The organism is Pantoea sp. SGAir0183 (assembly GCF_043545505.1).
In genome coordinates, this window is sequence record NZ_CP028057.1 from 135,533 (window position 1) to 150,147 (window position 14,615).

Genomic DNA, 14,615 nt, shown 5'->3' on the forward strand with positions numbered 1-14,615 from the left:
TGCTCTGCCTCAGTCATCAGGCAGGCTAATCGCATCAAGGGAAATGACCCGATGTGCACTCCTCTCAAGTAGCGTGAGATCATGACTGACCAGCAGAATGGCGCAGCGTTGCTGCATGGCCAGATCAGTCAGTAAGGCCAGCGTCTGTTGCTGAACCACAGGATCGAGACGCGACGTGGGTTCATCGGCAAACAGGAACACGGGATTCAGCAACATCGCCCGAAGCAGCGAAAACCGCTGAAGCTCACCGCCTGACAATCCTGAAGCCGGACGGTGTAACAACGCCTGTCCGAGCCCCAATTGGCGCATCCGCTCATCACGTCGCCTCACCGGAATTGTGTGGCGCTGCAGCAGATCGTCGATGATCTGGGCCATAGTGATATCCGGTGGAAAAACCGCAGAAGGATCCTGGTACAGTTTTTGATAACGCAACGGATGAAACCTGCCCGGTCGGGTTATCGTTCCCTTATCGGGCTTAATCAAGCCCGATAGCGTATCTCCCAGGCTGCTTTTGCCACTGCCGCTCTCACCATAAAGCCCAACGATTTCACCGGCGCGAAAGCATAAATTTACATTGCGGAACAACGTTTTCCCGGCGCGTTTCAGAGTAAGCCCTTCGGCCCGTAATACGAGGGTGTCATCACAGGGCAACAACGTGGCTGGTGGCCAGGCATGGGGTTCGGCGGCCAGCAACTGTTTCGTATAAGCCTTCTGCGGCGCATTCAGGACTTGCGTGGCATTGCCCTGCTCAATCACCTTTCCCTTATGCATCACGACAATGTCACCGCCTAACTGCCTGGCCAGCGCGATATCATGGGTGATGGTCAGCAAGGCTTCGCCGCGGGCTACGGCCAGGTTGAGCATGTCACCAATTTCGTCCCGTCGCGCCACATCCAGTCCTTTCGTCGGTTCATCCGCGATAAGCAGAGTGGCACCGCCCGCCCGCGCAGCGGCAAAGCACACCCGTTGGGCCATTCCACCGGAAAGCTGCCAGGGGAAACGCTCTGCCGCGTGGGCCAGCCCCAGCGAGTCCAGCGCCAAACCTGCCGCCTGCTGTGCGCCCTGACGCGTGTACCCCTGTATGTACCGATAACCCTCTTCTGTCTGGCCTTTCACACGCATCGTCGGATCAAGCGCCAGCAAGGGCTCCTGAGGTAACGCGGCAATACGGTGTCCCCACAGCGCACGGAGTGCTGTCAGATCGGTTTGCAGATTATATTGCTGCCCGTCAATGACTACTGTTCCTTCAGCCCTCAGTCCGTCGGGTAAGGTGCCGAAAATCGCCTGCGCAAACAAACTTTTTCCCGATCCTGTCTCACCAATGAAGGTGACGGGCCTGCCGGGATGGATGCTCAGACTTACAGGCTCAACAATGCAGGTATCCGCGAAGACGGCGACCTGTTTGATTACGATACTTGCCATTTGCGCTCCTTGTTGACCAACAAATTCAGCCCCACCAGCAGGATAAACAGCACAACCACAGGCTGCAGTAATAGCCAGGGCGCTTCCCAGGTATAGGGGAACAGCTCCGTCATCATCAGGCCCAGCTCAGGTGTGGGTGGACGAACGCCAACACTGATAAATCCCAGCGCCGATACGGCCATAATGGCATTGCTGAATGCATAGACGGTCAGTGTCAGCAATAACGGAGACAGGGCCGGCCAAAGATGTCGGCGAAAGAGATAAACAATGGAGAAGCCAAGCAGTGAAGATGACTGAACGGCTGGCGACATGACCACAGGCCGCAGCGTGGCGCGCGTCACACGGAAAAATTCCACCCACAGTACCAGTGAAAGTCCCAGCCATAACATGAGCGGCGCGTCAGGTGCGATTGCGGCGAGCAGCAGGACTAACAGCAGGCCCGGCAGCGCCAGACACATGTCGGCCAGCATACCGAAAAGTCGATCGACCCATCCGCCGTACCAGGCGCTGGCTATTCCCGCCAGCAGCCCCATGAGCATTGCTGTAATCACACACAGGGCCGCCAGCCCCAGCGACAATCTCAGCGCCGCACTCAGGCGCGCCAGCATCGAACGCCCTAAATGGTCATAACCCAGCCACGCGTTACCCGATGGCGGCGTTAACATCTGTAACAAATCCTGCTGCAGGGGATCGTTCTGATTCAACAACGGCATCAGCCATGCAAAGGCCAGCAAGGTTAAAATTATCAGCAGCCCCGTTTTTTGGCGGTACGTCATACGCGTTTACCTCGGGGATCCAGGACATAACACACGCCATCGACAACCATATTTAAGGTGACAAAGGTCAATCCCAGTACCACCGCACTGGCCTGAATCACCGGAACATCCCGGGCAAAAATCGCATGTACCAGCGCGTGTCCGACACCTGGCCAGGCAAAAAGAGTTTCGATCACCACCACACCTTCCACTAACCAGACGAACTGCATGCCTATCCAGGTGACGACAGGGACACTGAGATTGCGCAAACCATGTCGCAAAAACAGGTACGGCGCGGAAAGGCCCTTTTGCGCTCCCCATCGATACCAGCCTGCTTTCACAGCCTGACAGGTTGCCTCACGGACAACACGCGCCCCTACCGCGCTCAGCGTTAATGCCAGCGTCAGCGCCGGCAGGATGACATGTTGCCCTTCCCCATGCCCCGCACTGGGTAGCCAGTTCAGGCGCAGCGAAAACAACATAATCAGAAGTAAACCCAGGGCAAAATGTGGAATCGATTTAAACGTGGGTGCCAGCACGTTAATGAGCCGATCAATAACACCGCCCGGCCGACATCCTGCCCAGACCCCCGCAGGAATAATGAGAATCAACATCATCAGCAGTGCTACACCGGCCAGAGCAAGGGTTTGTGTTAACTGCCAGCCCAGCTCACTGCTGACCGGCTCGCCTGAGACGAGAGATCGCCCGAAATCGAAGCGCAGCAGATCCCACATCCAGTGCCATAGTGCATTTCCCTGAGCGGAAAAGTCCGTCAGCTGTTGCTGCACGCGGGTAACCGCCGCCAGGTCGACCCGGTCATAACCATATCGTCCCGACGCAATGCGCCATGCCATATCGCCCGGTAACGCCTGTACTAAAACGAACGTTAAAATACCGACGGCAAAAATCACAAAGGCAGCCTGACCCAGGCGCCAGACGAGTTGTTTAAGCATTATTCCGTCCATTTCATTTCACGCAGGCCAAAATGGCGTTCAAAGGGATCCAGTTTTATGGCGGCGAGCTTCGCGTTTACTGCTGCTGACTGCTGGTACCAGGCAACCGGAATAACCGGTAAATCACGCTGTAATGCGGCGGTGATGACCGCTCTTGCCTGCTGTCGTTGATCAGGATCGTTGCTACGTGAAAGCGTGCTGAGCGCCTTATCAAACGCGTTGTCGTGCCAGTTCATTGCGCCCCAGTCACCTCCCTGCGAACCGTAATCCTGAAGTAGCGTGCCGCCAGGATCCGGCGTCAGGGCGAAATTACGGGCATAGAGCGCCATTTGCAGGCTGCCATCATGATGACGCGCGGGTATCTCACTGGAATTGGTTGAATTGATGATGACCTCGATTCCGACCTCTCGCAGTTGTTGCTGAATGACCATGGCGATTAAGGGCAGCTCGGGGCGATCGGGATATGTCAGCAGCGTGAGGGTAAAGCGCTGGCCAGCGCGGGTTAACATGCCGTCCCGGCCGGACATCCATCCGGACTGTGCCAGTAAGGCGGCGGCACGCTGAGGAGCATAATCCAGAGGCTGTAAAGACGCGTTGTGCCACCCGGCCATAGAGGGCGGGAACATCTGTGTTGCCGCACTGGGATAGCGTAATATGGCCGCAGACAGCGCATTCCGATTGATCGCCAGGCTGAGCGCTTCGCGCGTGGTTTGTTCCTTCAGGAACGGATGAGCGACGTTCAGCTTCAGCATCACCGTACGGGGTACGGAAACGGTAAGCACCTGTAGTGAACTTTTGTGTGACAAGCGCTGACGGCTGGCGGCGTCCAGATTAAAGACGTAATCCGCATCACCACTTTCTGCAAGTAATGCGCGCGTTTCGGCCCGACCCGCGGACAAATAACGGGCACGTTCAATGCTGGGTTTCTCTCCCCAGTATCCTTCAAACCGTTTTACACTCAGTGACTGAGGTGGCTGAAAACTGACGAGCTGGAAAGGACCACTGCCGATGACGCGCGTAATGGTATTGGTATCGTCCCAGGAACTCAGCGCGAGGATTTGCGAACGGCTTTCAGCCAGCACTGCCAGCAGCGGCGTGAAAGGCTCGCTCAGCGTGACCGTCACACGCCGATCTTCTCCGCTGACCGACGTAATGGGTGCTTTGTCGAGTAAACCTGGCTTACTGCGGGCGGTATTCAGCGATTTTACGACGCTCTCAGCAGTAACAGGCGATCCATCATGAAAATGGGCGTTGCTCCGTAGCGTAAAATGCCATTGCAGCCCATCAGGCGAAATGTCCCAGCTTTCGGCTAACGCGGGTACCGCCTTGCCTTTCTCATCCGTTTCCACCAGCGTTTCGACCACATCCATACGAAGCAGAATGTCGCCTGAAAGGGCGGGATCGGGACCTTTAATCTCGAAAGGTGCGGCAATGCGAACGGGCTGATTGCGATCGGCGTAAGCACTTAATGACGCAAACAGCAGGCCAGTAAGCGTACCGAAAAACCAGTATTTGAATTGTGTCATGATATGTCTGTTTACCACATAATGTTTCCCAGAATTAATTATGTTATAACATAACAATTAAAATATGAACCCGTTTAACGCTCAGCCAGTCGCATCAGCCTGCTCGCTTTCAGTCTTAACAGCAAAGAAATGGAAACCCTGAATCCAACAAAGCATATTGAAAATGGCCGCTTTTTTGTTATGTTATAACATAATATATTCGCCATTTAAGGATCACTTCATGTCAGGCCACTCTCTTTCATCGCCCACAGACAAACGTTTGCCCGTTTCCGTGCTGTCCGGCTTTCTCGGGGCAGGCAAAACCACCCTTCTCAACCATATCCTCAATAACCGTGAAGGAAGGCGCATCGCCGTGATTGTCAATGACATGTCGGAAGTCAACATTGATGCAGCCTTAGTACGTAATGGCGGTGCGGCACTGTCTCGTACGGATGAAAAGCTGGTGGAAATGAGCAACGGCTGCATCTGTTGCACACTACGTGAGGATCTTTTGCTGGAGGTGAAACGGCTGGCGTCGGAAGGTCGTTTCGACCATCTGGTCATTGAATCAACCGGCATTTCCGAACCGCTGCCCGTTGCCGAAACGTTTACCTTTGCCGATGAAGAAGGTGAAAGCCTGTCGACGGTGGCAAGGCTGGATACCATGATCACTGTTGTGGATGGTTATAACTTTCTTCGTGACTACCGTTCACTGGACTCCTTACAGGCGCGTGGCGAATCACTGGGCGAAGAGGATGAGCGCTCGGTTGTGGATTTGCTGATCGATCAGATTGAATTTTGCGATGTTTTGATTGTGAACAAAACCGATCTTATCAGCCATGAGGATCAACGCACGCTCAAAGCGATGCTGCACAGGTTGAATCCACGGGCGCGCATTATCACCAGCCATTTTGGTAATGTTCCGCTCGATCAGGTACTGGATACCGGCCTGTTTGACTTTGACCAGGCCGCTCAGGCACCAGGCTGGCTAAAAGAACTTCGCGGCGAGCATCAGCCAGAAACAGAAGAGTACGGTATTCGTAGCTTTGTCTATCGCGCAAGGCGTCCGTTTCATCCTGAACGATTCTGGCATGCGGTTAATCATCAGCTTGAGGGGGTGATTCGTTCGAAAGGTTATTTCTGGCTGGCCAGCCGTCCTGAATATGCAGCGTCGTGGTCTCAGGCGGGTGCGATAGCCCGGCATGGCTATGCAGGCAGCTGGTGGGCCAGTATCCCGCGTGATAAATGGCCACAGGACAGTGAATCCCTCGCGTTTATTGCCGACAACTGGATAGACGGGACAGGCGATGCACGACAGGAACTGGTTTTTATCGGCATCGATATGGATGAAACGGCAGTGCGTGCTGCGCTTGATCACGCCTTGTTAACCCCTCAGGAAATGGCGGCGGGGCCGGGATACTGGGTGACGCTTTCCGATCCCCTGCCCGGCTGGTTCGATGACGCAGAATCGTAACGGATCTTTTTCTGCAAAGGATCCTGTTTTGTGTCAGGCAGAAATCAATGTTGTTATCCGATGGGAAAAGACAGTAAGCCGGCGCACTGCTGCGCCGGTGTAGACTCAGGGGATAATAAAATACTGGTTAGCGCCGGTTTTTCCAGACTGTCTGAATATTACAGAACTCATGGACGCCAAAGTGCGATAACTCACGACCATAGCCGCTCTTCTTCACGCCACCGATAGTCACGCGTGGATCTGATGCACCATTGCCATTGATAAATACAGCACCCACTTCAAGGTTTGCCGTCATCTGCTCAGCACGATCGGTGTTGTTCGTCCATACCGTTGCACTGAGTCCGAATTCGCTGTTATTAGCGATTTCCAGCGCATGATCCGCATCACGGGCGACTGCGATAGCGGCGACAGGCCCAAAAAGCTCTTGCCTGAAGGCTGTCATGTCACTTGTTACATCAGACAGGATCGTCGGTGCATAATAATTGCCCTGCCCTGCTATTTTTTCGCCACCTAACACCAGACGTGCACCTTCACGCAGACTCGCTTTGACCTGTTCATCCAGTTCATCGCGGAGATCGTAACGGGCCATTGGGCCAATGTACGTTTGTTCATCTAGCGGATCGCCGATTTTAAGCGCCTTAACGGCTTCAACAAAACGCATTTCAAACGCTTCCACAATCGGCGCTTCAACGATAAAGCGTTTCGCTGCCATACAAACCTGCCCGGTGTTCTGGAAACGGCCTGTAACTGCGGATTTAACGGCTTCATCAAGATCAGCATCAGCCAGCACGATGAAAGGATCTGAACCACCTAACTCCAGCACGGTTTTTTTCAGCGCCGCACCCGCCTGTGCAGCAATAGCGGCACCCGCCCGGACGCTGCCTGTTACTGCGACCGCTGCGATGCTATCATCCCGGATTGCGGTTGAAACGCCCTCGTTATCGACGTTTATCAGGTTAAAACCGCCTCCAGGCAAATCTGTAGCATCGAACAGCTCTGCCATCAGCATTGCGCTTCCCATGACATTAGGGGCGTGTTTCAGCAGATAAGTGTTACCCGCCAGCAGCATCCCTACAGCACCACGCAGAACCTGCCAGAAGGGGAAATTCCAGGGCATTACCGCCAGGATAGTCCCGATTGGACGGAATGACTGCCACGCATCGGGAATCTGTGAGGGTTGGTCTTGCAGCATGGCAGGGCCAAACTCAGCGTACCAGTCACACAAACTGGCACATTTCAGGATCTCTGCTCTAGCCTGTGCAACAGGTTTACCCATTTCCAGGGTTATCATTCGCGTCAGTTCTGGCTCACGCTGGCGAAGTTGTTCACTCAGTTGACGAAGTACGTTGACACGCATGTCCATGCTGCTTTGCCGCCACGCTTTATTGGCCTTGGCACTTGAGTCTAACGTCTGCTCCAGTTCAGAAGCGGTTTGCATTGGATATTTTGCAAGAATTTCACCCGTTGTTGGATTACGGGAAATGGCAAAGTCAGTCATGATCGTGATCCTTATTAATGACGAAATTCTGTCACCATACGCCGTCGTAATGCTGATGAAAAATGAATAATAGTGATGAACTTGTTTCTGAAAAATGAAGGTGCGAGTGAGTGCGTTTGTCCGGGGCTGGTGGCAGTTACCTTATCGTTTTTAAAAAAAAACGCTATTCAGATAAACATCACTATGATCTGTTATTGCTGAGTTATCCACTTATACAGTGAATAGTTCCTATATAACGATCATAGAGAGATCCATAATAGATCCAAAGAGATCCCCGATCGCTGCAGGCCGCACCACACAAGGGCTGAGAGGGGGTTGGTGTTCACTGTAATCAGCAAACTATTCACTGTAATCAGTACTTTATTCACTACACACTGTAGAAAGTTCACTATAATCAGTGCTAATGTTCACTGTAATCAGAAAACGATCCTTTTCATCCACAGAATGAAGATCTTATCCCATGGCAGATAAAGATAGTGAAAACAAAGCGTTACTAGAGCCTTTTCTGTCTGTGACCAAAAACAGCGGTGAAGTTATTCAGCTTCATCCCAATAAAAATAACACTGTTCAGCCTGTTGCCTTGATGCGACTGGGACTGTTTGTACCAACGCTTAAATCCACCGCGCGCGGGATTTCAGGCGCGATGGCGTCCACCGATGCGACGAAAGAACTTAAAAATCTCTCGCTGGTGAAAGCGGAAGGGTATGAAAAGATTACCATCACCGGTGCCAGGCTGGATATGGATAATGATTTCAAGACATGGGCAGGCATCATCCAGTCTTTTTCGCGTTATCCTACTCAGGGCGATACGGTCACGCTGCCCTTTATCGATTTCGTTAAAATGTGTGGGATACCTTCAGCAAACTCTTCTGCTGCCTTACGTAAGCGGCTTGATGCATCCCTACGGCGAATTGCGACCAATACGCTGTCCTTTGAAGGAAACGGTAAGGCCTATCACACGCACCTTGTTCAGTCTGCCTACTATGATCGTGAAAAAGATATTGTTCGCATACAAGCTGATCCCAAGCTTTTTGAGCTTTATAACTTCGATCACAAGGTTTTACTTCAGCTACGCGCCATCTCCCGTCTGAAACGTAAAGAATCGGCTCAGGCGCTCTATACGTTCCTTGAGAGCCTTCCCACCAACCCTGCGCCTATATCACTGGCACGCCTGCGTATGCGCCTGAATTTAGGATCTAAAATTACGACGCAGAACCACGTTGTGCGACGCGCAATGGAGCAGCTTAAAGAGATTGGCTATCTCGACTATTCTGAAGTCAAACGCGGACGCTCTGTGTTTTTCATTATCCACAGCAGAACGCCTAAACTGGATGGTATCGGCAATCTTGAAGGCATTGATACCCTCGAAGACATTGAGTTTGAAGAATAGCGCGCGCATTTACTGTAATCAGTAAGTTTTGCGTTGCAGTGTCACTTTTAACGAAAAAGTGACACTGCACGCCAGTTCATATACTTCTTTCACTCCTTACCTACAATCATTCACTGTAATCAGCGGCATTCACTATAGTCAGTAACGCGCCGGAAGTTATGCTGCTGAAACGCCTGTCATCTTGTCTTGTTTTACTATCTTTTCAATAACTTATAAGTAAGTGTGTGCTTACTATTATTTTATTGATTTTCTGCTTATCCTTTTTTGCCTCGTCTTACTGATTACAGTGAATACTGGCTGCGTTTACTAGCGTCCTGTCTTCCACTGATTACAGTGTACGTTTGTGAAGAATGATATAACTGATTATAGTGAATATTGTTATTAATTAATTGATTTTATTTGTATTTTTTGGGGTTAGACAACGCAGGGTTGAACACGTTGGCATTAATGAACAATCACAGAAAAAAAGTGACAGGGTTAGTGGTACGCTGATTACAGTGAATGTTATGACGGGTTAAGCCGACAAAATGCACTTACTGATTCCAGTGAATCTGTCTTTTGTTCGTCGCGAGGTTCCTGCTGATTACAGTGAACGTTCAGGAGTTAGATCCAGATTACTGACGGTGGCAGCTACGTTTACTGATTACAGTGAATGCTATCGACGTGTCATGGATGGACCAGAATGTCAGGCAGAGGCTGATTCAGATCAGGGCGTTTACTGATTACAGTGAATGTTACTGGGAAGTGTATCATTCTTATAGCCTTTCTAGCCTTTCTAGCCTTTCTAGCCTTTCTAGCCTTTCTAGCCTGATGCCATGAGTATTTTCTCCTTCTGAAGGCTGCATGTGTTACTGATTACAGTGAATATTCAGGGGGCCGGGCTGATGAAGCCTCTCCGGACTTCTTTACCCGACAACAAAGACTGCCACGCTGGTATGGGTTTCTGCTACTGATTACAGTGAATGTTTACGTCATTCCCTTTCCCTGTTTATTTTTCGCTAAAGGCTCGTTACGGTCTGTATCGCTACGTCTTTATCGCCAGGCACGGCCTTGAAGCTGGCCCAGCATCGCTTACTGATTACAGTGAATGTTTTAGTCGATGCCTTTCCACATCTGTTGCGACAGAAGCAAGTCGTGTGGCAAACAGCGGCATCTCTGTGGTCAGGCTTTTCATCTGCAGGCAGCTGGAAGGGATACTGATTATAGTGAACATTGCGGATGTATATGTTCGTTCTGTCAGATTTTTAGAGAGTTAGCATTGAGACACAGCTTGCTTCAGTGAACACAGGATGGGTCCAGAACACCCCGCTGAGCCTGAGTAACAGATATTGATGCTGAATCACCTGCTGTGCTGTTTTGGCTGTCTGTCATCCTGATTCTGGCCACACGATCGGTGCTCATCCTCTACTGAATACAGTGAATCTTTTACTGATTACAGTGAACGAATGCAGGTTAAAAGGCACCTGCTGGTCAGATGCCAGTTAAATACATTCGCCAGCAGTGACGCCACAAGCACGGTAGCTGCTGACCCTCTGCTACGCAGTTTTGCGCTCATGTGATCGGCGGGCTTTACTGATTACAGTGAATGTTCGCTTCTCGTTGTACGTACTGACGTTCTACTTTTACTGTATAAACCGAGCGAAGATAGCCTCACGGTATCTTTGTCCAGTTTTATGGGCGAGACGGATTAAGTTCATCCACCTGTATAGTCCACTCCTGAACGCATCGCAGATGCTTATTACAGTAAATTATGTGTATAGCGTCACATAAATCATAAGTTCAGCATTAAACACAGGATAGCGTTTATAAGATAAATTGTTGCCCGATGTGCAGGATTTAGGTATAAAGTCGTAAATCCTACATATCTGGAGTAAGTATGGCTAACGATGACAGTCAGGTCATGAAAGTTGCTCAGCGTTCTGAACGGATGCTATTGAGCCTTACTGAACAAATTCAGGCGCAAAAGCTTGAGTTACAGGAAAACAGTTATTACCAGATTTATGCGAAGGCTGCGCTGGCTAAACTGCCAAAATTAACCCGCGCCAGTGTGGATTATGCTGTCAATGAGATGGAAGAAAGTGGCTACCAGTTTGATAAGCGCGCTGCGGGAAGTTCGGTCAAGTACGCCATGTCCATACAGAATATCATTGATATTTATCACCATCGCGGCGTACCGAAATACCGTGATCGCCATCCTGAAGCCTTTACTTTGTTTGTCGGAAATTTAAAAGGCGGCGTATCTAAAACCGTTTCGACAGTTTCTCTGGCGCATGCGCTTCGCGCTCACCCTCACCTGCTCTATGAAGACCTGCGCATTCTGGTTATCGATCTTGACCCACAATCCTCAGCAACCATGTTTTTAAATCATGAACGCTCAGTCGGTTTAGTTGAGGCTACGGCCGCGCAGGCCATGCTACAGAACGTAAGTCGTGACGAGCTGGTGAATGAGTTTATCGTATCGTCCATCATACCAGGCGTGGATGTGCTGCCCGCCTCCATCGATGATGCGTTTATTGCATCTAGCTGGGATGAGCTCTGTGCCACGCATCTTTCTGGACAGAATGTTCATTCAGTGCTTTATGACAATGTTGTCTCAAAACTCAAAAAAGATTACGACTTTATCTTCATCGACAGTGGTCCCCATCTGGATGCCTTTTTAAAGAACGCGATTGCTGCTTCTGATCTTCTGATGACGCCGGTGCCGCCTGCACAGGTGGATTTTCATTCCACTCTCAAATATCTGACGCGTTTACCTGAGTTGATTGGCATCATTGAAGAATCGGGGGCAGAGTGTCGCCTTCAGGGAAATATCGGCTTTATGTCGAAACTCTCGAATAAAGCTGACCATAAGCTGTGTCACAGTCTTGCTAAAGAAATTTTTGGCGGCGATATGTTAGATGCAACGCTTCCGCGACTGGATGGTTTTGAACGCTGTGGAGAGTCATTTGACACCGTTATATCTGCCAATCCATCCACCTATGTGGGCAGCAGCGAAGCGTTAAAAAATGCGCGTTCTGCCGCTGAAGATTTTGCAAAAGCGGTTTTTGACCGCATCGAATTTATTCGCCTGAACTGAGGTTTTTATGAGTGCAAAAAGAATAACGATTGGTCGAACCTTCAGCCAGACGCCGTTAACTACCGAAAAATCCTCTGAACTCCCCTCACAAACCTTTGTGCTTTCGACGGGGAAACGCGCCGTGTTCAGGTTTAATCATATACCTGCCAGCGAAGTGGCTGCTAAAACCTTCGTAAATATGGAAACCAATGGTCGCGACCAGTCTGGTCTCACACCCGATTCATTACGCGACATTATTCGTACCATCAAACTCCAGCAGTTTTTTCCTGCCATTGGCATCATGCATGACGAACGTATCGAGATACTGGATGGTTCAAGGCGACGGGCCGCAGCGTTGCACTGTAAAACCGGTCTTGATGTGTTGGTTACCGATGCTGCAATCACGCCCGATGAGGCACGCAAGCTTGCACAGGATATACAGACGGCGCGCGAACATAATTTACGTGAAGTCGGCATGCGTTTGCTTGCGCTTAAAGAAGGCGGACTTTCACAAAAGGAAATTGCTGAAAATCAGGGTCTGTCTCAGGCTAAAGTGACCCGTGCATTACAGGCGGCTAGTGTGCCTGCCGATCTGATTTCGCTTTTCCCCAATCAATCTGAACTGACTTATCCTGATTATAAAGCTCTGCTCCAGGCTTCAGACAAGCTCAGTGAAACAGGGCAGTCAGTTGACGCATTGATTAATGCGATTTCTGCTGAAATCGATGTGGTCAGAGCGCGTGAAAATTTAGCTGAAGATGAGCTAAAGAATAATATTCTTCGCTTAATCCGTCAGGGCAGCCAGACGTTGATTAAAGAGCCCGAAAAAGACAAAACCACTGCCATTGCGTTGTGGTCTTTCGCAGATAAAGATCGTTTTGCGCGTAAAAAAACGCGAGGAAGGATGTTCAGTTATGAATTTAATCGCCAGTCTAAAGAGCTGCAGGATGAGCTGGATAAAGTGATATCAGAAACCCTGAAAAAATTCATGACACGATGAGCGTCTAACCCTGACCAGGCAAATAGCCTTTGCCTGGTTTCTTTCCTCCCTTCCTGCCTTGTTTATGCTGCTATTTACACTCGCAATTTCAGGCTGAAATCGCCATCTAATAATCTTCCTTGTCGATATTAATATATTGAAAAATAAGTTTTTTTATCTCAGTGCCGTAAAATTTCGCCCGAAATTCGGTTTCGGGTCTTGGCTGTGCTGGTCGAAATTGTGCACGATCTGTGAGACTGTAATGAAAGCCTGACGCTTACAAATCAGGTCTCAAACCCATCTTATGGGTGATATTTGTTCAACCGCTTCCGCATTTATCAGCTCTACAGGCTTTCTCTCGACTGTTCGTACTAAAAGGAAAGTTTGAAGGAATGATGGAATGCTTTAATGTAGCACCATGACGGCGATAAATTTGCGATTTTCTCTTATATCTACTTGTATTATATAGCTTTTTTTTGGCGATTTCACCCTGAAATTTTTCTGAATCTGCCAGCAATGTAAACCTCATTGATATGAGCTGACACCATATCATGACTAAACTTATTTGCCGCGAGAAAATCTGATAAACAATAAAATTATCAATAATGACGATATACAGAAAATATCCCTTAGTTATCCACAGAAAAAGTGGATAACTATGGCTGTGATGGATAAATCACTCTGAATGATGATGTACTAACGGGAAAGTGTTTGGTAATGAGTAAGCCAAAGTTGTCGATGCATGGCACCATCAAGACTTTGCCCGCATCTCTCTCACACACTGATTAACGCCCTCATCCCTTCTTCCTTTAAAAGTGAAGCCTGTAGTCGACCGCACACTGTAGGACTGGCGCCAGCGAGTGAGGAAAGGTGAGACAAATGATATCACCCCGTTTTCTGTAAGGCGCTGTGACTTATGATGCAAATTCGGGGTGTGTCAATAAAAACCGCTTAAGTCTGCGGGTTGCGTCAGTATCATTGCTGTTGAATCGGCCGCAAAACGTTTCAGGCACTTGAATACAGGTGACACATTCATTGGCTTGAATCTCACTTTTTGAAAACGAAGAAAGGCTCATTACATCTGCTCCGACTAATCATGTTCAAAAGGACAACGCGATGAGAGCTCAGGTTTTAATATTGAATTCACTGTAATCAGTATTCTGGTGCCATGAGCATGTTGCTCAGGCTTTAACGCTTGCCAATGCTTCACACTACAGATTACAGTGAATCACTTGCCACGCATTGATACCGCTGTTAGTCAGGAATATGTCGTTTACTGATGGCGCGATGCGCAGCCTGGGATGAGTATGGCACTGACATGAAATCTCTCGCTTAGCCTGAAGGGGCTGTGTGTAAAAATGCAGTTGATTACTGATTACAGTGGACGCCTGCTACATGTTCACTGTAATCAGTGTGCAAGATGAGTTTGGCGATTTCAGGCTGAAATTTGGTCATCAACCTTTCCGGGCGGACGCTAAAAGCTAAGCTGTGAATGCGGTTACGCGCCTGAGTCAATGTTTTACAACTCACCACGCTGAAACTGACTCGCATCGTTATTAAAGAAATTCAGAATTAATATAATCC

9 protein-coding genes are annotated in these 14,615 nt (G+C 49.6%); 4 read left to right on the forward strand and 5 right to left on the reverse strand.

From position 1 onward, the window contains the following. Positions 1 to 9: 9 nt before the first annotated feature. The 4 genes from C1N59_RS21225 to C1N59_RS21240 are packed head-to-tail and all read right to left on the reverse strand — an operon-like array spanning position 10 to position 4,656. A complete protein-coding gene (locus C1N59_RS21225; RefSeq protein WP_394551284.1) occupies positions 10 to 1,422 on the reverse strand; it encodes an ABC transporter ATP-binding protein in 1,413 nt (470 codons plus the stop codon). Next, the gene (locus C1N59_RS21230) at positions 1,407 to 2,198 is read right to left on the reverse strand and encodes an ABC transporter permease (protein ID WP_394551285.1); all 792 of its coding nucleotides are present in this window, start codon (positions 2,196 to 2,198) and stop codon (positions 1,407 to 1,409) included. Before C1N59_RS21230 ends, C1N59_RS21225 begins: the two co-directional genes overlap by 16 nt. Then, on the reverse strand, positions 2,195 to 3,130 hold the full coding sequence (locus C1N59_RS21235; protein ID WP_367144088.1) for an ABC transporter permease: 936 nt from the start codon (positions 3,128 to 3,130) through the stop codon (positions 2,195 to 2,197). Before C1N59_RS21235 ends, C1N59_RS21230 begins: the two co-directional genes overlap by 4 nt. Continuing rightward, positions 3,130 to 4,656, reverse strand: a complete 1,527-nt coding sequence (locus tag C1N59_RS21240) for an ABC transporter substrate-binding protein (protein ID WP_394551288.1) — start codon at positions 4,654 to 4,656, stop codon at positions 3,130 to 3,132. Before C1N59_RS21240 ends, C1N59_RS21235 begins: the two co-directional genes overlap by 1 nt. A 220-nt stretch (positions 4,657 to 4,876) precedes the next feature. Between C1N59_RS21240 and zigA the strand changes: the two genes are divergently transcribed. Further along, positions 4,877 to 6,109 carry a zinc metallochaperone GTPase ZigA gene (zigA, locus tag C1N59_RS21245; protein ID WP_054634061.1) on the forward strand — a complete coding sequence of 411 codons (1,233 nt, stop codon included), beginning with the start codon at positions 4,877 to 4,879 and terminating at the stop codon, positions 6,107 to 6,109. A gap of 127 nt (positions 6,110 to 6,236) precedes the next feature. Here the strand turns inward: zigA and C1N59_RS21250 are convergent, their stop codons facing one another. Continuing rightward, positions 6,237 to 7,607 carry an aldehyde dehydrogenase family protein gene (locus C1N59_RS21250; protein WP_394551290.1) on the reverse strand — a complete coding sequence of 457 codons (1,371 nt, stop codon included), beginning with the start codon at positions 7,605 to 7,607 and terminating at the stop codon, positions 6,237 to 6,239. 460 nt (positions 7,608 to 8,067) lie between these two features. On the opposite strand from C1N59_RS21250, the gene C1N59_RS21255 reads away from it, so the two are divergent. The 3 genes from C1N59_RS21255 to C1N59_RS21265 all read left to right on the forward strand — a co-directional run bounded on the left by C1N59_RS21255 (position 8,068) and on the right by C1N59_RS21265 (position 13,052). Continuing rightward, a complete protein-coding gene (locus tag C1N59_RS21255) occupies positions 8,068 to 8,997 on the forward strand; it encodes a RepB family plasmid replication initiator protein (RefSeq protein ID WP_006122024.1) in 930 nt (309 codons plus the stop codon). A 1,876-nt stretch (positions 8,998 to 10,873) separates the two neighbouring features. Then, positions 10,874 to 12,073, forward strand: coding sequence for an AAA family ATPase (locus C1N59_RS21260; RefSeq protein ID WP_394551024.1), 1,200 nt, complete (start codon positions 10,874 to 10,876; stop codon positions 12,071 to 12,073). A 7-nt stretch (positions 12,074 to 12,080) separates the two neighbouring features. Beyond that, positions 12,081 to 13,052 (forward strand): ParB family protein, encoded by a 972-nt coding sequence (locus C1N59_RS21265; RefSeq protein WP_058702499.1) that lies wholly within the window; start codon positions 12,081 to 12,083, stop codon positions 13,050 to 13,052. The last annotated feature ends 1,563 nt before the right edge of the window (positions 13,053 to 14,615 follow it).